This window comes from Mesorhizobium sp. Pch-S, assembly GCF_004136315.1.
Taxonomy (GTDB): domain Bacteria; phylum Pseudomonadota; class Alphaproteobacteria; order Rhizobiales; family Rhizobiaceae; genus Mesorhizobium.
In genome coordinates, this window is sequence record NZ_CP029562.1 from 4,398,547 (window position 1) to 4,414,246 (window position 15,700).

The window sequence follows — 15,700 nt, forward strand, 5'->3', positions numbered from 1 at the left end:
CGGCCTGCAGGGGCCGCCTTTTCGTTGCGGACGCTGCCTGTGAAAACCGGGCATTGCCCGCGATTGCGATAGCCAGTCGGGGCGGCCGTGCTTATATGATCACCATGCGCTTTCCCCCAACCTTCCTCGACGAGATACGCGACCGCGTGCCGATCTCCTCGCTGATCGGCTTGCGTGTGGCCTGGGACAGGAAGAAAACCAATGCGCCGCGCGGCGACTATTGGGGGTGCTGCCCGTTCCACGGCGAAAAGACGCCATCATTCCATTGCGAGGACAAGAAGGGGCGCTACCACTGTTTCGGCTGCGGGGTTTCGGGCGACCATTTCCGGTTTCTTACCGAGCTGGACGGCATGAGCTTCCCCGAAGCGGTCGAGCGCATTGCCGAGATGGCAGGCGTGCCGATGCCGGCGCGGGACGAACAGGCGGAGCAGCGCGAAAAACAGCGTGCCAGCCTCACCGACGTCATGGAGATGGCGACTGCGTTCTTCCAGGAGCGGCTGCAGGGTTCCGAGGGAGCCAGGGCGCGCGCCTATCTGCGCGAACGCGGTCTGACGCCGGCGACACAGCAGTCGTTCCGGCTGGGTTTCGCACCGGACAGCCGCAACGCGCTGAAGGAGTTCCTGGCCTCCAGAGGGGTCGAGAAGGCGCAGATCGAGGCCTGCGGGCTGGTGGTGTTTGGCGACGACATCCCGGTCTCCTACGATCGGTTCCGTGACCGCATCATGTTTCCAATCCCGGATTCGCGTGGCCGCATCATCGCCTTCGGCGGGCGCGCCATGTCGGCGGACGTTTCGGCGAAATACCTCAATTCCCCCGAGACCGAGCTCTTCCACAAGGGCAACGTGCTCTACAATTTTGCGCGTGCCCGCAAGGACGTGGCGCGTGGCGGCACGGTCATCGCGGTGGAAGGCTATATGGACGTGATCGCACTGGCGCAGGCCGGTTTCGAGAACGCGGTGGCGCCGCTTGGCACTGCGCTCACCGAAAACCAGATGGAATTGCTGTGGCGTATGTCGCCTGAGCCCATCCTGTGTTTCGACGGCGATGGCGCCGGCCTCAAGGCCGCCTGGCGAGCGGCTGACCTGATCCTGCCGTCGGTCCAGTCCGGGCGCACCGCGCGCTTTGCGCTGCTGCCCGAAGGCAAGGACCCCGACGACCTGGTCAAAGCTGACGGGCCGGACGCCTTTCGTGCCGTGCTAGCCGAAGCACGGCCGCTGGCGGACCTGATCTGGACGCGTGAAACCGGGGGCAACGTCTTTGAGACGCCGGAGCGTCGTGCCGAACTCGAGAAGACGCTGCGCGAGATCACCAGCCGCATCCGCGACGAAAGCGTCCGCTATCATTACCAGCAGGAGATGCGCGAGCGCGTGCAAAGCTTCTTTGCGCCGCAACGCGGAGGGCGCCCGTCGCGGCCCGGTGAACGCGGTGAGCGAGGCCAAGCCGGCCGGCAGGGCGGGCAGTGGTCGCGCGGGGCTGCTGCTGCCGGGCGCAATGCGATCACTGAAAGTCTCGGTCGCTCGGCGCTGGTAAAACGCACCGGCGAAGTGATGTCGGTGCGCGAGGCAACCGTCATGGTGGCGCTCGTCAACCATCCGGCGTTGATCGACGAGAATTTCGAGCATGTGGAATTCCTCGACCTTGCCAACAGTGACCTGCGCAGGCTGCATGCCGCGCTGCTGGACGCGCTCGCACATGAGCAGGCCAGCGACCGCGGCACCATCATCGAGGCGATCGATCGCCTTGGCTGTCGCGAGGTGTGGGAACGTGCGGTGGCGCTGATCCGCCGCACCAGGCAGTGGCCGGCGTTGGAAAGCGCGGCGATCGACGATGCGCGCGACGCCTTCAACCAGGTGCTGCACTTGCACCGCAGCCAACGCACATTACATAGGGAGCTGAAGCAGGCCGAAACGGCGCTCGCCAGCGATCCCACCGATGAGAATTACCGGCATCTGGTCGAAATCCAGGCGCAGTTCCGCGACGTGCAGGCAACAGAGGCATTGATCGAAGGGTTTGGCGTATCCTCCGGCCGGGCGGGCAGGGCATAGCCGACCAATCAGGCGCCTAATTGATTCGCTTTTTTAAGGCGAATCATGCGAGAGGCGCTTGACCTTCTGGCAGAATGACGGAATCAGAACGATTCGAAACGTTAACCCATGCCCGGCATCGGCGCTAAATGACGATGTATGCACTGGACGGGAAGGGAAACCCGCCACAGATATCAGGGTTAATCTGGACTTAAGTGAGAAGCAGGTACTGGCATGACTGGCGCGTTTGTGAACGAGCGCAACTGATTTGTCAGCAGCGAAGCGGCCCTTTGGACGGCCGCCTGGAGAAGACTTAGAATGGCGACTAAGGAAAAGGAAGAGGTCGAAACCGAACGCGAGGGCACGACTGACGGCCCGTTGCTCGACCTTTCCGACGATGCTGTCAAGAAGATGATCAAGGCCGCGAAGAAACGCGGCTATGTCACGCTCGACGAGCTGAATGCGGTGCTGCCGTCCGAAGAGACGGACCCAGACCGCATCGAAGATATCAATGCGATGCTCAACGACATGGGCATCAACGTTGTCGAAGACGACGAACAGAGCGACGACGCCGAAGGCGAGAGCGCCGATTCGTCGGAAGATGACGCCAACGAGCTTGCCGAACAGACCGGCACCGCCGTTGCCACCGTCGCCAAAAAGGAGCCGACCGACCGCACCGACGACCCCGTGCGCATGTATCTGCGCGAGATGGGTTCGGTTGAGTTGCTGTCGCGTGAAGGCGAAATCGCCATCGCCAAGCGCATCGAGGCCGGTCGCGAGACCATGATCGCGGGCCTTTGCGAAAGCCCGCTGACCTTCCAGGCCATCATCATCTGGCGAGACGAGCTCAACGAAGCCAAGATCCTGCTGCGCGAGATCATCGACCTCGAAGCCACTTATGCCGGCCCCGAGGGCAAGCAGGCGCCGGTCGTCGAGCGCGTCGAGGAAGACGCAAAGCCGAAGGAAGAGCCGAAGGCCGGGCGTCGCCGTGGCGGCGACGACGAGGACGACATCACCAATGTCGGCGGCGACACGCGCGGTCTCGAGGAAGACGAAGAGGACGAGGACGAGGCGAGCCTGTCGCTGGCAGCGATGGAAGCCGAGCTTCGCCCGCAGGTGATGGAGACGCTCGACGTCATCGCCGACACCTACAAGAAGCTGCGCAAGCTGCAGGACCAGCAGGTCGAGAACCGTCTCGCCGCTGCCGGTACGCTTTCGCCGAGCCAGGACCGGCGCCTGAAGGAGCTCAAGGACGAGCTGATCACGGCGGTGAAGTCACTGTCGCTCAACCAGGCTCGCATCGAGGCACTGGTCGAGCAGCTCTACGACATCAACAAGCGCCTGGTGCAGAACGAAGGCAAGCTTCTTCGTCTCGCTGAAAGCTATGGTGTACGCCGCGAGGAATTCCTCAAGGAATACCAGGGTTCCGAGCTGGACCCGAACTGGATTCGGAACATCGCCAACCTGACGACGCGCGGTTGGAAGGAGTTCACCAAGAACGAGCAGAACGCGATCCAGGACCTGCGCTCCGAGATCCAGAACCTCGCCACCGAGACGGCGATCTCGATCCTGGAATTCCGCAAGATCGTGAACCAGGTGCAGAAGGGCGAGCGCGAGGCAGCGATCGCCAAGAAGGAGATGGTGGAAGCCAACCTTCGCCTCGTCATCTCGATTGCCAAAAAGTACACGAACCGCGGCCTGCAGTTCCTGGATCTGATCCAGGAAGGCAATATCGGCCTGATGAAGGCTGTCGACAAGTTCGAGTATCGGCGCGGCTACAAGTTCTCGACCTACGCCACCTGGTGGATCCGGCAGGCGATCACCCGTTCGATCGCCGATCAGGCCCGCACCATCCGTATCCCGGTGCACATGATCGAGACGATCAACAAGATCGTGCGCACCTCGCGCCAGATGCTGCACGAGATCGGCCGCGAGCCGACGCCGGAAGAGCTGGCTGAAAAGCTGGCCATGCCGCTGGAAAAGGTGCGCAAGGTGCTGAAGATCGCCAAGGAGCCGATCTCGCTCGAGACGCCGGTGGGCGACGAGGAGGATTCGCACCTCGGCGATTTCATCGAGGACAAGGGCGCGATCCTGCCGATCGATGCCGCGATCCAGGCGAACCTGCGCGAGACCACCACACGCGTGCTGGCTTCGCTCACGCCGCGCGAGGAGCGGGTGCTGCGCATGCGCTTCGGCATCGGCATGAATACCGATCACACGCTGGAAGAAGTCGGCCAGCAGTTCTCGGTGACGCGCGAACGCATCCGCCAGATCGAGGCCAAGGCGCTGCGCAAGCTCAAGCATCCGAGCCGCAGCCGCAAGCTGAGAAGCTTCCTCGACAGCTAAGACAACGAAGCCCGGGCAAGTCCCGGGCTTTTTCTTTGGAGCAATTCCAGCAAAGGTGTGAGGCGTTTCCGACAAAGGTGGAAATGCTCTGGAGGTCATCGATGCGCACGTTGCTGATGCTTGCCGCTTGCCTTGCGACGTTGCCGTTCACGGGAGGCGATGGCGCGCTGGCCGCGAAAAAGGTCGGCATGGCCAACCCAGCCTCGGTTCACTGCGTGAAGATCGGCGGCAAATCCAGGATCCGAACCGACGCCAGCGGCAACCAGACCGGTTATTGCCATCTGCCGAACGGCCGCATCTGCGAGGAATGGGCGCTTTTTCGTGACAAGAAATGCGTGAGGCCGAAAGGCTGAAAAACGGCCCTCGCGACGCGCGCGAGGGCCATCAATTCTGATCAGAGACAATTCGTCTTGAAATTACCGGCGTTGAGTTCGCGCCCATTGAGAAGCAGCGACGTGCCGGGCGACTGTGTCAGCGAACCGTTTACATAGGAACCGAAGCTCGACACCAGGCAATTGCGCGGTGTGCCCTTGATCGTGACGTCGCCGCCGACATCGACGGCAGGCCCCATGAAATAGAGGCCGGCTTTCGCGGCGTTCTCGATGCGCATGTTGCTGAAGGTGATGTCCTTCACCGGCCCGCCGAGGAAATCCCAATCACTGCCATAGACGAAGGCGCCATAGGTGCCGGCATTGGTGATCACGACATCCTTGAAATGAATGTCGGAGACCGGGTTGAAGAAGATGCCGGCATTGCGGGTGCTGTCGACCGACAATCCGTTGACACGCACATTGGTGGTCCTGGCTTCCTCGGGTAGGGTCGACGCGGTAACCAGCATCAGGCCATTGATGCCGCCCTTCAGCGTCATGTCGGTGATGGCGACGTTCGACGTGCCCTGCAGCACGACCAGGTCCATGTCGAGGCCCTGCGCGGAGTTGTCGACCGTCACCTTGTTCATGGTCACGTCTTTTGCCGCGACCAGCAGCACGCCTTCGCGCCGTGACTTGCTGATCGTCACATTGTCGAGCGTGATGCCGTTGGCCGCCTGGGTGATGACCGGTGGCCAGTCGTTGTCGTCGATGCGGCTGCCGGCGAAGATGCCGTAAGTGACGCTGTCGATGGTTGTGTCGCGTACGGTCAACCCGCTGGTGCCGAGGGCGCTGATTGCAGCATGAGGCGCGCGGTTCGGGTTGCCGACCGCGAATTCGCAGTCCGAATTGTTATTGCAGATGTAGAGGTCGCGGATCGATGTCTTTTCGACGAGTGCGCCGGTGACATTGTCGAGGCGGATGCCATCGCCGGCGGTCTTGCTGATCTGGACATCGCGAACCGTGATCCCGGCTGCCCCGTTGCTGGCGATACCGCTCAGGCCGCCGCTGACGGCGAGATGGTCGATCGTGCTGCCCGAGGCCATGGCGACGACGTTGGCGAGTGGATTTGAGCCGCTCAGGCGCGTTGCGGCGCCATCGTTGCGGAAGGCGGCCTCGAAGCGGCTGGTGGTGCCGCGCACCGCGATGACGCCGCCGCCGCCAAGCATGTATTGCCCGACGCCAAGCTGCATGGTCTGGCCAAGCGTGATGTCGCCACTGGCCAGGACAAGTGCGTCCTTTCCGGCCGCGGTCAACGCGGCGTTGATGGCCCTGGCGTCGCCACTGGCGGCCGAGACGTTGACCACCTTGCCAACCTTGCGGCCATCCGAGGCGAATTCCGCCGCCTCCACGGCACCTGTAGCGCCGGCATAGGTGCGGATGAAATCGGCGCGTTCGACATGCTGGTACATCGGGTCGAAGGCTTCCTGGCCGACACGGCTGGACCCGCCGAGCGGAACACGCAGGCGCGCGGTGACGGCGAACTCGCTGCGGTCCTGCTTGTCGTAGGAGACAGAAGCGCCGAGCGCCAATGTCGAGCCCGAAACATCGGGAAGACCGGCGAAGCTCAGTTCCGCCCGTGCCTTGATGCCGAGCGTGTCGTCAATCGCTCCCTTGCCGTCGTACCAATAGGTGCCACCGAAGATCTTCATCTGGGCAGCCATGTCTTCCGGGAACAGTGGCAGCCGAACACCTGCTTCCGCATCGAAACCGCCGCGGGCAATTTCACCGCCGGCGCGGAATTTCAGTTCGTCGCCGGTGATGAAGACGCGGCTGAGGCTGGCGATGGCCTTCTCGTCGGTCAGCGGCAGGTAGACGTTTGCGCGTGCCTCGTAGAGCGGCCCGAGCGCTTCGGCACCGAAGGACAGTTGCTTGAAGTTGTGGCCGTACTCGCTGTTGAAGCTGTCGAAATAGCCGTAGGCACCATAGACCCAGTCATTCGCGGCGCGATGGCGATAGCCGAGGCCGAAGGAACCCTGGCGCGCCGAACCTTCGACGAAGCTGCCGCTGGCGTCGAAGAAGGCGGCATTGCCGTTGTCGAGTTGCCAGGGCAGGAACAGGCCGATGCCGCCAGTGCCGCTGCCATAGGCAAGATTGCCGTCGACTTCCAGAATCGGTTGCTGGACTTGCGAAAAGGCATGGTTGGAGAGGGCGGTGCCGCTGATCAGCGCCGCTGCGAACAGGCTTGGGAATTTCATGACAGGCTTTTGGATTCCGATTGAACGGCGTTCGGATATTATACCTGATTAAAAGAGTCCAGTTATATCCGAAGATATACAGAGCCAATGGCAAGGCCTGTTTCGCGCAGGAATTCAAAGGGTTGTCTGGTAGGCCCTGTTAGCCCAGAGGCTGGACGCATGTTGGCTCAATCGGCGGGGCCGTCGTCCAGGGACAGATCATGCTCTGCCCATTGGTCTCGTGGAATCTCCGCACCAAGCAGGAATTCGAAGGCGACGACGGTCTTGAGGTCCGGTGCCACCTCGCAGTTGAACGCGAGCCCGTACCAATGCTTTCTGCTGCGCATCGCCGCACCTTTTGCCTCGAGCGCATGGTCCGTCACCTTCGCATCCTTCATCGCGTATGGAACGACCATGTCGGGCTGGAAGCCGGTTCCCTGCCGGCGCAGTTGCGCGAGGGCCTCTATGTTGCAGAGCTGGATGACCCGCTCCTGCGGCGCCAGTTGCGGCAGAGCCTTGCGCGCGCTGCGGCTGCGCGGATCGGCAAGAACCTGCGCTGAATAGAGTTTCTCGGCCTTGACCATCGGTGGCTCGGCGGGTGTTGGGCGCGGGGCCTGGGTGACCGGCTGCGTTGCAGGAGCACTCGGCACAGCTTTGGGCGCTACGGCTGGTTTGCCTTGCTGCACCGGTTCCGGTGGCTTCGGCGCCGGCACAAAATCGACCTTGATGCTTTCGATTGGGGGTAGCCGCAGAGTTTGCGGGATGGGCAGCAACATCACAGCGGCCAGCAGCGACAGATGCAGCAGGCAGGACGCGCCGACGCTGAGGCGCAAATCGGCATGCGCGCCCTGTGATGGTGAAAGTACGGAAGCGGACACAACGCCAGTGCTTCTGGCGGCAGCGGTTGGCTCGATCGTGACAATTGGAGGGCGCAAGGCAGGGTTTCGTCAAAACGCGAGGACAACGACACCCAAGACCCAAAGGCAACAGTGCGGCAGTTTGGTGATGAATGGAAGTGACGCTTTTGCAATGCGCGGGGCCGTCGACCGGCAGCAGTCTCGATCGGAGAAACTGATTCAACGCGTTCGGGAGCAGATTCGGAAAGCCCGGCCAAGTCATTGGCCGGGCTGTCTTTTCGGGCCGGCTATTTCGCGCTGGCCGGGAAGGTCGGCAGCTTGGCGACATCGTCCGCATCGTGCTGGACGATCAGGGTTGCGCCAAGCGCCCTGGCCATCGACTGCAGTCGCGTCATCGAAGCGAGACTGTCGGCCCGGTTGGTGTTGAAGGGTGGGACACCGCCCGTCTCGAACTGTTTTTCAAAGTGGGCGACATCACCGCTGAGCAGGACTGGTCCCTTCTCGGCGAGCCGTACCAGCAGCGCGTGGCTGCCGGGTGTATGGCCGGGGGTAGACAGCATGACAACCGAGCCGTCGCCGAAGACATCCTTGTCGCCTTCAACAGCGTCCAGCGGCGCACCAGAGCTGAGCCAGGGCGCCAGGAGGGAGGGTTCGGCGCCGAACGGCACCGGCTTCGACTTCAGCGCTTCCAGATCGGCCCTGCCGATCATCAAGCGTGCCTTCGGGAAACTGGCGGACTGACCGACATGGTCGAAATGATAGTGGCTGATTCCAATCAGGCTAATGGCTTCCGGTTTGATGGCGATCTCCCTGAGCTGATCCGGAACCGTGCGGTCGAGCGTCGGCGCCAGCACGTCGTTGGCCGCGAGTGGTTTGCCGAGCAGTGCAGCAGGCAGACCAGTGTCCCACAGCATGTAGTCGTTGCCGTGCCTGACAACGTAGCAACTGTCGGTAAGCGTCCTTTTTTCACCGGCATAGGCGAAGGTATCGGAAAAGACGCTGAGATCGCCGACCGCGATGCGACCGCAATCGAGGCGCCACAGTTCAACCTGCGGTGCGGCAGTTGCGGTGCCCGCGGTGGTGGCGATAGCCGCTGCGAAGATGAAATTTCTGAGCATCGTCGTTCGATCCTGTGTTGACGGTGGATCGAGGTCTACGATCTGGCGTCGCGCGAGTGGTGTCGGAAGTGCTCGAATTTTGTGCCGGAAACGCTCATTCGTGTTGCGCAGATACGCAGCGGCGGACTAGGCTGGGCGAATGAGTGACACGAAATCGTCCCGTCTTGCCAAGCGCTTGTTGCAGGCATTGCGGCCGCTCGCACTCGACCCGGCACGACCACAAAAGCGGCCCGGCATGCACCCGCATGGACGGCAGCTGTTCAGCTATTGTTGTTTTACGGCTGAGCGGCTTGCCCGGATCAGCAACGAGAAGCCGCTTATCGGCGTCGTTCTCAGCGGTTCCAAGGAGATCTGGCTGGGCGACGCCGGGCAGCGTTTCGAAGAAGGTGACGTGTTCGTCTTTCCGCATGGGCGAGCCTTCGACGTCGTCAATGTGCCGGCCGAGACGAGCGGCATCTACGAGTCCCTTATCGTTGAAGTGGATCATGTGCCGGAATCGGTGCGTCGCCTTGGCCGACCGTCCAGAGCCGCCGCTGCCGGGCTCGATCTGCGTGTGCCACTGTCGGAAGATCTGGTTACGGCGCTCTGCCACGCTGCGCCTGTGCTCGCCGCATCCGGTCACGCGGCGTTGCTGGCCGAGCACAGGCTGACTGAAGTGCTGCTTCTGCTGCACAACGTGCCGGCTGCAGCCTGGCTGTTTGAAGCCTCGCTGCCGGAACGTATTGCGTTGCTGGTCGCTTCGGCACCGGCGCAGCGCTGGACGGCCGAGATGCTTGGTCAGGCGCTTGGCATGGGCGCCTCGACATTGCGTCGTCAGCTTGCAGGCGAGGGCACTTCGCTGAGGGTGGTGCTTTCAGCCACGCGCATGCAGCTTGCTCACGATGTCCTTGCCAGGGGCGAGGGGAACGTCACGGCTGCTGTCAGCGCGGCCGGTTATGCCTCACGCTCGCATTTCGGCCGCCAGTTCCGTGGTCTTTATGGCGCATCGCCAAGTGTGGTACGTCAACAGGGTTCACCCGAACCGTCCAACTGAAGAGACGCCCATGTCGCCCGAATTCCTGCTCACCACTTTGATCATCGTCGCCTCACCGGGCACCGGCGTCGTCTATACGCTTGCCGCGGGGCTCTCGCGCGGCGGACGGGCGAGCGTGCTGGCGGCTTTCGCCTGCACGCTGGGCATCGTGCCGCATCTGGTTGCCGCGTTGACCGGGTTGGCGGCCCTGCTGCATGCCAGCGCCATCGCCTTCGAGGTCGTGAAATATGCCGGCGTTGCCTATCTGCTCTACATGGCCTGGCAGAGCCTGCGCGAACACGGTGCGCTGAAGGTGGAGGCGAAGCCCGATGCCCGCAGTGTCCGTCAGGTCCTGATCGATGGCGTGCTCATCAACCTGCTCAATCCGAAGCTTTCGATCTTCTTCGTGGCCTTCCTGCCGCAATTCATCGCGCCCAACGAACCGAATGTGCTGGCGCGCATGCTGGAACTGTCGGGCGTGTTCATGGCAGCGACCTTCATCATCTTTGCCATCTATGGCCTGTGCGCGGCTTCGGTGCGCGACCGCATCATCGGCAGCGTGCGCGTGATGACGTGGTTGAGACGCAGCTTCGCCGCCGCCTTCGTGGCGCTCAGCGCAAAGCTGGCCCTGACCACGCAGCAATAGAGGCATCGAGACACTGGCGGGTACGCAGAAACTGCTCACCATCACGACCAGTGGTCCCGGGCTCTACGAGTTCACGGATCAGACCGCACGGTTCGTCGTCGATGCCGGAATCGAAACAGGATTGCTGACCGCTTTTGTGCGGCATACGTCCTGCTCGCTCGTCGTCCAGGAAAATGCCGATCCGGATGTGAGGCGCGACCTGGAAGCCTTCTTCCGCAGGCTGGTGCCGGCGGCAGATGATCCCTCGATGGACTATCTCGTCCATCGTTTCGAGGGGGCGGACGACATGCCGGCGCATATCAAGAGCGCGCTGACGCTGGTCTCGATCTCGATCCCTGTCTGCGGCGGCCGTCTTGGGCTCGGGACATGGCAAGGCATCTATCTTTTCGAGCATCGCAACCTTCCGCACCGGCGGGAGGTACTGCTTCATCTCGCCTGAAGAAGGGGAGGTGCCGAAGCACCTCCGCTCAACGTGCCGGCTCGCAGACCATCCCGACGATGCGGCGCACAATCGGCAGAACGACGAGCAGGGTAGGAAAGGCGACCAGCCAGGACAGGCCCCAGGCGACCATCCAGATGCTGGGCATGGACGGGTGAAGGCCGAGGCTCTTCAGCGTCGAGATCAACGAGACGATGAAGGTCATCAGCAGCGAAAGAACAAGCGGGCTGATGATGGCAGCGTAGCGTGCAGGCAGTCGCCTGCGCCGAGTGGTATCGTTTGTCATGGAAGTTTTCCGAAAAGCTCCGGTTCACAGCAGGGCATCCTTGGCCTCGTGGGCAGCCCGGCAGAACCGGGATTGGATGCGTTGCTTGACGTCAGACGCTTACGGAGAGGCGATCGCCTTCGCCGCCCATATAGCGGCGGCGTTCATAAGAATCAATATCTGCTTCAACACGTGTAAGATGCATCGTAAGATATATCTTGACTCATCGAGGGCGGCATCTTAATTAAGATATATCGTAAGACATAACGCATGGAGTTAAATATGCACAGACATCATTCATTCGGGGAGCGCGCCGAGCGCGCGTTCTGGCACATGGCCGGTCGTTTCGGCGGCGGCCGTGGCGGTCACGGTCCCTTCGGGCACGGCCGGCGCGGTCATGGCGGCCCCGGCGAAATGCTGAGAGCCGGCCGCATGTTCGGCGATGGCGATCTCAAGCTGATCGTGCTTTCCCTGTTGTCGGATGCGCCGCGCCACGGCTACGACATCATCAAGGCGCTGGAAGAGCGTTCCTCCGGCATCTACAGCCCGAGCCCGGGCGTGGTTTATCCGACGCTGACTTTCCTGGAAGAAGCCGGTTATGCCATCTCGTCCACCGAAGGTGCCAAGAAGGTGTTTTCCATCACCGAGGCCGGTGCGGCTCATCTGGAGGAAAACCGCGACATGGTCGAGCGTGCGCTCGATCATCTCGAGCGGGTCAGCGCCAAGATGGCCAAGGCGCGCGAGTGGTTCGGCTGGGATGACGATCGCGAGCGGCGCCACGACCACGACGAACGCCGCAATCCGGAACTGAAGCTGCTTCGCCGCCGCCTGCGTGCGGCACTTGCCGAGATCCTCGAGGCACCTGCCGACAAGCAGGCCGAAGCAGCCAGCATCCTGAAGGAGGCTGCCGAGGCGCTGGAGACGCTGGTCAAGCGCTGAGCCACTAGAGCAATTCCAGGAAAGTATGTCACGGTTTTCCGCCCGGAACTGCGTAAAAACAAAGAGTTAGAGCATCTCCGCGTTTCCGTGAAAAACGGAAACGCTCTGACGGCACAGGCAAGGGGCAGGCCGATGGATCCCAGCGCGCTTGCCCGTTGCTGTCAGGACGGCTACTGAACGGTGGAACCCGCGCAGGCTGTCTTTGAACCACTGCGTTGCTGAATCGGTGGAGGTCGCCCCATGTCCTTTTTCAAACGTCTCTTCGGTGGTGGCGGCGGCAGTGAACCGGAAGAACCTGGCAAGGCCAAGCCGGTCAAGGAGATCGAGCACAAGGGTTTCAGCATCGCGGCGACGCCGTACAAGGCGGACGGGCAATACCAGACCTGCGGTGTCATCTCGAAGGAGATCGATGGCGTCGTGAAGGAACACCGTTTCATCCGTGCCGACCGTTTTGCCGGGCTTGATGATGCCGTCGACATCACGCTGAAGAAGGGCGTGCAGCTCATCGACGAGCAAGGCGAGCGCATTTTCGGCTGACCTGTCGTTTTCTGGCCCCGAAAACACAACAGCCGCCGTGGCGACACGGCGGCTGTTGCTTTTGGTCGACTCTGTTAGGCCGCGGCAGCCTGGAGAGCTGATCCGGCCACCGAGGCGGCAAGTGCGTCGACCTGTTTTCCGGCTTTGGCGAGTGCGGCATTCAATGCCTCCTCACCCTTCGCGGCACCTTCCACGCGAATGATTTCCACATCGGTCATGCCGTTGAAGGCCAGCACGCTTTTCAGATACGGGACGGCAAAGTCCATCACGGCACCCGGACCTTCGGAATAGACGCCGCCCGACGCCAGCACCACATAGACCTTCCTGCCCGTAACCAGACCTTGCGGGCCGTTCGCACCGTAGGAGAACGTGCGGCCGGAACGCATGATGTGGTCGATCCAGGATTTCAGTGTCGAGGAAATCGAAAAATTGATGAAGCCGGTGGCCAGTATGATGTGATCGGCGGCAAGCAGTTCGTCAACGGCGGCGTCGGAAACACAGACAACCTCGGTCTGGCGAGGCGTGCGTGCCTCCGCCGGCGTGAAAATGCCGCTGGCATAATCCGGCTCGATATGCGGCAGCGGATTGGCAACGAGATCGCGCTTTTTCAGCGTGGATCCGGGCAGGGCAGCCTGCAGCTTGTTGGCCAGCTCGGTGGCGACCCGGGTTGAATGCGAAGCCTCGCCGCGCGGGCTCGAGGTGACGAGAAGGATGTTGGACATTTCAGCTCTCCGTTGGTGATGGCGGGCGACCGCCTGATTTCGAAGAGACAGATAGCGCTCGACATCGATCTAAAAAATTGGGAAAATATCTATCGAATATATCCATGGATTAGATAAGCTATGTTGGCGAACCCGACCCTCGACCAATTGCAGGTGTTCCTGGCCGTGGCTGAAACCGGCAGCTTCTCCGGTGCGGCGCGCCATCTGAACCGCGCGCAATCGGTGATCAGCTACACCATCGCCAATCTGGAGGCGCAGCTCGAACTCAGGCTCTTCACCCGCGAAGGCACCCGTGAGCCGATACTCACCGTCGAAGGCAAGGCGATGCTGGCGGATGCACGTCGCATGGTCGGCGTCCTGCAGGATATCCGCGCCCGCGCCGACGGGCTGAAGCGCGGACTGGAGGCGGAGGTGACGATTGCCGTCGACGTGACGGTGCCTTCGCCAGCCCTGGTCAGGGCCCTGGCAGCCTTCGAGGCCGAATTTCCATCCGTAACGCTGAAACTCAACGTCGGCGCGCTCGGCGTGATCTGGGAGCAGCTTGCGCGGCGGCTCAGCGATCTGAGCTTCGGCGGATCGCCGCGTGATCTCGGCGACGATCTGGTGTCGGTGCGCATCGGCGAGGCTTCGATGGTGCCGGTCGCTGCGCCGGGCCACCCGCTGGCAATGTACAAAGGCAGGGTGCCGCTGTCTTTTGTGCGCGAGCATATCCAGCTCGTCGTCTCCGACGTCAGCAAGGTCACCGAAGGCAAGGAATTCAGCGTCTTTGCCTATCGCACCTGGCGCATGACGGACATGGGGACAAAACGGGACCTGATCGTATCCGGCCTTGGCTGGGGCGGTCTGCCGACCTGGATGATCCTGCAGGATGTGCAGGCGGGGCGCCTGAAGGTGCTCGATCTCGAGCCTTATCCGGAGCGGCCTTACCCGCTGCATGCCTTCTACCGGGCGGATGCGCCGCCCGGGCCGGCAGGAACCTGGCTGATCGAGCGGTTCAGGCAGGAATTGCCGACTGCCTGTTCGACGCTGCAGCAGATGAGCGACCGGAAAAGGCACGGAACGGCGGATCAGGAAGAGGTCTTGCGCATCAACCCGTCGACGACTGCGGCAAGCACGGCACGATAGTCCTGCGCGGATGCGCCCGCATCGACTGCGAGCGCGGCACGGTCGAATGCCGCTCCCAAAAGGGATGTCAGCGCTTCCAGCGGTAGCTTGGGCAGGTCGCCTGCGCGCATGGTCGCTGCCAGTCCTTCGCGCAAGGTGCGATTGCCGTGCCGGCCGTCGATATCGTCCATCTCGGCGCGTCCGAGCACCGCCGGCCCGTCGAGCAGCAGCAGCCGCGTGCGGCCGGGTAGGCTCATGGCCGCGACATAGGCCTCGCCGCCGGCCAGCAGCGCGTCCCGTGCTGACAGCGTGCGCGGAGTGGCCTGTTCTATCGTTTTCGCGACCGCAGCTGCCTCGGCCTCGACCACGGCCCGGAACAGCGCCTGCTTGTCGGCGAAGTGATGATAGAGCGCGCCGCGCGTGACGCCGGCTGCGGCCACGATCTCCGGAGTGCCAGTCTCCGCGTAGGATTTCTCGGTGAAAAGCCGCCGTGCGGCGGCGATCAGCTCGCCGCGCGTGGCCTCGGTGCGGTCACGGTTGGACCGGCGCGAATTCGCCTCTTGCATACATGCAGCCTGTATGTTAATTCAATCTACATGCAGACTGTATGTTTATTTCGAGAGGAAGGAAAGCCATGAAAACTACCAGCTATTATCCCGTGCTGATGACCGGCGATGTCGCCGGCACCACCGCCTTCTACGTCGAGCATTTCCGCTTCAAGCCCCTGTTCGAAAGCGACTGGTACGTGCACCTGCAGTCGTCCGAGGACAAACGCGTCAATCTCGGCATCGTGCAGGGCGACCATGAGACCATCCCGGTGGAGGGACGGGGGCGTGCGTCGGGGCTGCTCATCAACTTCGAGGTGAAGGATGTCGATGCCGTGCATGAGCGGATCGTGGCGGCCGGGTTGCCGATCCTGCGTTCGCTGCGTGACGAGGCATTCGGCCAGCGCCATTTCATCACCCGCGATCCGAACGGGGTCCTGATTGATGTCATCAAGCCGATCCCTCCGAGCGAGGAGTTCCTGGCACAATTCGCGCCTGAGGCAGTCGGCAAGTAGCCGGTAAGTCAACTGACAGGGCATGTCGGTAGCGAACCGCCGGGGTGCCTCTGCGAGATGGCGCCGACATCACGTGCAACTTATGC

At 62.3% G+C, this 15,700-nt stretch carries 16 protein-coding genes; 10 read left to right on the forward strand and 6 right to left on the reverse strand.

What is annotated here, in order from left to right:
• Positions 1–104 precede the first annotated feature (104 nt).
• The 3 genes from dnaG (at position 105) to C1M53_RS20630 (ending at position 4,723) form a co-directional block, all read left to right on the forward strand.
• Entirely contained in the window at positions 105–2,045 is a 1,941-nt protein-coding gene (gene dnaG / locus C1M53_RS20620; protein WP_129413926.1) for a DNA primase, read from the forward strand.
• 297 nt (positions 2,046–2,342) lie between these two features.
• Positions 2,343–4,370, forward strand: coding sequence for an RNA polymerase sigma factor RpoD (gene rpoD / locus C1M53_RS20625; protein WP_129413927.1), 2,028 nt, complete (start codon positions 2,343–2,345; stop codon positions 4,368–4,370).
• Between the two features lie 101 nt (positions 4,371–4,471).
• Entirely contained in the window at positions 4,472–4,723 is a 252-nt protein-coding gene (locus C1M53_RS20630) for a DUF333 domain-containing protein (RefSeq protein ID WP_129413928.1), read from the forward strand.
• A gap of 41 nt (positions 4,724–4,764) precedes the next feature.
• Here the strand turns inward: C1M53_RS20630 and C1M53_RS20635 are convergent, their stop codons facing one another.
• The 3 genes from C1M53_RS20635 to C1M53_RS20645 all read right to left on the reverse strand — a co-directional run bounded on the left by C1M53_RS20635 (position 4,765) and on the right by C1M53_RS20645 (position 8,890).
• Positions 4,765–6,936, reverse strand: a complete 2,172-nt coding sequence (locus C1M53_RS20635) for a right-handed parallel beta-helix repeat-containing protein (protein WP_129413929.1) — start codon at positions 6,934–6,936, stop codon at positions 4,765–4,767.
• A gap of 167 nt (positions 6,937–7,103) precedes the next feature.
• Positions 7,104–7,793 carry a DUF930 domain-containing protein gene (locus C1M53_RS20640; RefSeq protein ID WP_129413930.1) on the reverse strand — a complete coding sequence of 230 codons (690 nt, stop codon included), beginning with the start codon at positions 7,791–7,793 and terminating at the stop codon, positions 7,104–7,106.
• Positions 7,794–8,059: 266 nt separating this feature from the next.
• The gene (locus C1M53_RS20645) at positions 8,060–8,890 is read right to left on the reverse strand and encodes an N-acyl homoserine lactonase family protein (RefSeq protein WP_129413931.1); all 831 of its coding nucleotides are present in this window, start codon (positions 8,888–8,890) and stop codon (positions 8,060–8,062) included.
• Positions 8,891–9,029: 139 nt separating this feature from the next.
• Between C1M53_RS20645 and C1M53_RS20650 the strand changes: the two genes are divergently transcribed.
• Genes C1M53_RS20650 through C1M53_RS20660 form a run of 3 tightly spaced genes read left to right on the forward strand, consistent with a single transcriptional unit; the run spans position 9,030 to position 10,987 of the window.
• Complete coding sequence (locus tag C1M53_RS20650) at positions 9,030–9,923, forward strand: helix-turn-helix domain-containing protein (RefSeq protein ID WP_129413932.1); 894 nt, start codon at positions 9,030–9,032, stop codon at positions 9,921–9,923.
• A gap of 10 nt (positions 9,924–9,933) precedes the next feature.
• On the forward strand, positions 9,934–10,548 hold the full coding sequence (locus tag C1M53_RS20655) for a LysE family translocator (RefSeq protein ID WP_129413933.1): 615 nt from the start codon (positions 9,934–9,936) through the stop codon (positions 10,546–10,548).
• 13 nt (positions 10,549–10,561) lie between these two features.
• Positions 10,562–10,987 (forward strand): secondary thiamine-phosphate synthase enzyme YjbQ, encoded by a 426-nt coding sequence (locus C1M53_RS20660; RefSeq protein WP_129413934.1) that lies wholly within the window; start codon positions 10,562–10,564, stop codon positions 10,985–10,987.
• Between the two features lie 28 nt (positions 10,988–11,015).
• Here the strand turns inward: C1M53_RS20660 and C1M53_RS20665 are convergent, their stop codons facing one another.
• Positions 11,016–11,273: a DUF2798 domain-containing protein gene (locus C1M53_RS20665; RefSeq protein WP_129413935.1), complete on the reverse strand. Its 258-nt coding sequence runs from the start codon at positions 11,271–11,273 to the stop codon at positions 11,016–11,018.
• Between the two features lie 261 nt (positions 11,274–11,534).
• Here C1M53_RS20665 and C1M53_RS20670 point away from each other — a divergent pair, with 261 nt between their 5' ends.
• The gene (locus C1M53_RS20670; protein ID WP_129413936.1) at positions 11,535–12,191 is read left to right on the forward strand and encodes a PadR family transcriptional regulator; all 657 of its coding nucleotides are present in this window, start codon (positions 11,535–11,537) and stop codon (positions 12,189–12,191) included.
• 240 nt (positions 12,192–12,431) lie between these two features.
• Positions 12,432–12,728, forward strand: a complete 297-nt coding sequence (locus C1M53_RS20675) for an HlyU family transcriptional regulator (protein ID WP_129413937.1) — start codon at positions 12,432–12,434, stop codon at positions 12,726–12,728.
• A 74-nt stretch (positions 12,729–12,802) separates the two neighbouring features.
• On the opposite strand, the gene C1M53_RS20680 is transcribed toward C1M53_RS20675, so the two are convergent.
• Entirely contained in the window at positions 12,803–13,450 is a 648-nt protein-coding gene (locus C1M53_RS20680; RefSeq protein WP_129413938.1) for an FMN-dependent NADH-azoreductase, read from the reverse strand.
• Positions 13,451–13,570: 120 nt separating this feature from the next.
• Here C1M53_RS20680 and C1M53_RS20685 point away from each other — a divergent pair, with 120 nt between their 5' ends.
• Positions 13,571–14,575, forward strand: coding sequence for a LysR family transcriptional regulator (locus C1M53_RS20685; protein ID WP_129413939.1), 1,005 nt, complete (start codon positions 13,571–13,573; stop codon positions 14,573–14,575).
• Here C1M53_RS20685 and C1M53_RS20690 read toward each other — a convergent pair.
• Complete coding sequence (locus C1M53_RS20690) at positions 14,518–15,120, reverse strand: TetR/AcrR family transcriptional regulator (protein WP_129413940.1); 603 nt, start codon at positions 15,118–15,120, stop codon at positions 14,518–14,520. The two genes, C1M53_RS20685 and C1M53_RS20690, sit on opposite strands and share 58 nt — an antisense overlap.
• Positions 15,121–15,188: 68 nt before the next feature.
• Here C1M53_RS20690 and C1M53_RS20695 point away from each other — a divergent pair, with 68 nt between their 5' ends.
• Complete coding sequence (locus C1M53_RS20695; RefSeq protein WP_129413941.1) at positions 15,189–15,614, forward strand: VOC family protein; 426 nt, start codon at positions 15,189–15,191, stop codon at positions 15,612–15,614.
• The last annotated feature ends 86 nt before the right edge of the window (positions 15,615–15,700 follow it).

Excerpts from the sequence above, each read along its gene's own strand:
- dnaG (WP_129413926.1), top strand. The coding sequence starts at position 105 with ATGCGCTTTCCCCCAACCTTCCTCGACGAGATACGCGACCGCGTGCCG.
- rpoD (WP_129413927.1), top strand. The coding sequence starts at position 2,343 with ATGGCGACTAAGGAAAAGGAAGAGGTCGAAACCGAACGCGAGGGCACG.
- C1M53_RS20630 (WP_129413928.1), top strand. The coding sequence starts at position 4,472 with ATGCGCACGTTGCTGATGCTTGCCGCTTGCCTTGCGACGTTGCCGTTC.
- C1M53_RS20635 (WP_129413929.1), bottom strand. The coding sequence starts at position 6,936 with ATGAAATTCCCAAGCCTGTTCGCAGCGGCGCTGATCAGCGGCACCGCC.
- C1M53_RS20645 (WP_129413931.1), bottom strand. The coding sequence starts at position 8,890 with ATGCTCAGAAATTTCATCTTCGCAGCGGCTATCGCCACCACCGCGGGC.
- C1M53_RS20650 (WP_129413932.1), top strand. The coding sequence starts at position 9,030 with ATGAGTGACACGAAATCGTCCCGTCTTGCCAAGCGCTTGTTGCAGGCA.
- C1M53_RS20655 (WP_129413933.1), top strand. The coding sequence starts at position 9,934 with ATGTCGCCCGAATTCCTGCTCACCACTTTGATCATCGTCGCCTCACCG.
- C1M53_RS20665 (WP_129413935.1), bottom strand. The coding sequence starts at position 11,273 with ATGACAAACGATACCACTCGGCGCAGGCGACTGCCTGCACGCTACGCT.
- C1M53_RS20670 (WP_129413936.1), top strand. The coding sequence starts at position 11,535 with ATGCACAGACATCATTCATTCGGGGAGCGCGCCGAGCGCGCGTTCTGG.
- C1M53_RS20675 (WP_129413937.1), top strand. The coding sequence starts at position 12,432 with ATGTCCTTTTTCAAACGTCTCTTCGGTGGTGGCGGCGGCAGTGAACCG.
- C1M53_RS20680 (WP_129413938.1), bottom strand. The coding sequence starts at position 13,450 with ATGTCCAACATCCTTCTCGTCACCTCGAGCCCGCGCGGCGAGGCTTCG.
- C1M53_RS20685 (WP_129413939.1), top strand. The coding sequence starts at position 13,571 with ATGTTGGCGAACCCGACCCTCGACCAATTGCAGGTGTTCCTGGCCGTG.
- C1M53_RS20690 (WP_129413940.1), bottom strand. The coding sequence starts at position 15,120 with ATGCAAGAGGCGAATTCGCGCCGGTCCAACCGTGACCGCACCGAGGCC.
- C1M53_RS20695 (WP_129413941.1), top strand. The coding sequence starts at position 15,189 with ATGAAAACTACCAGCTATTATCCCGTGCTGATGACCGGCGATGTCGCC.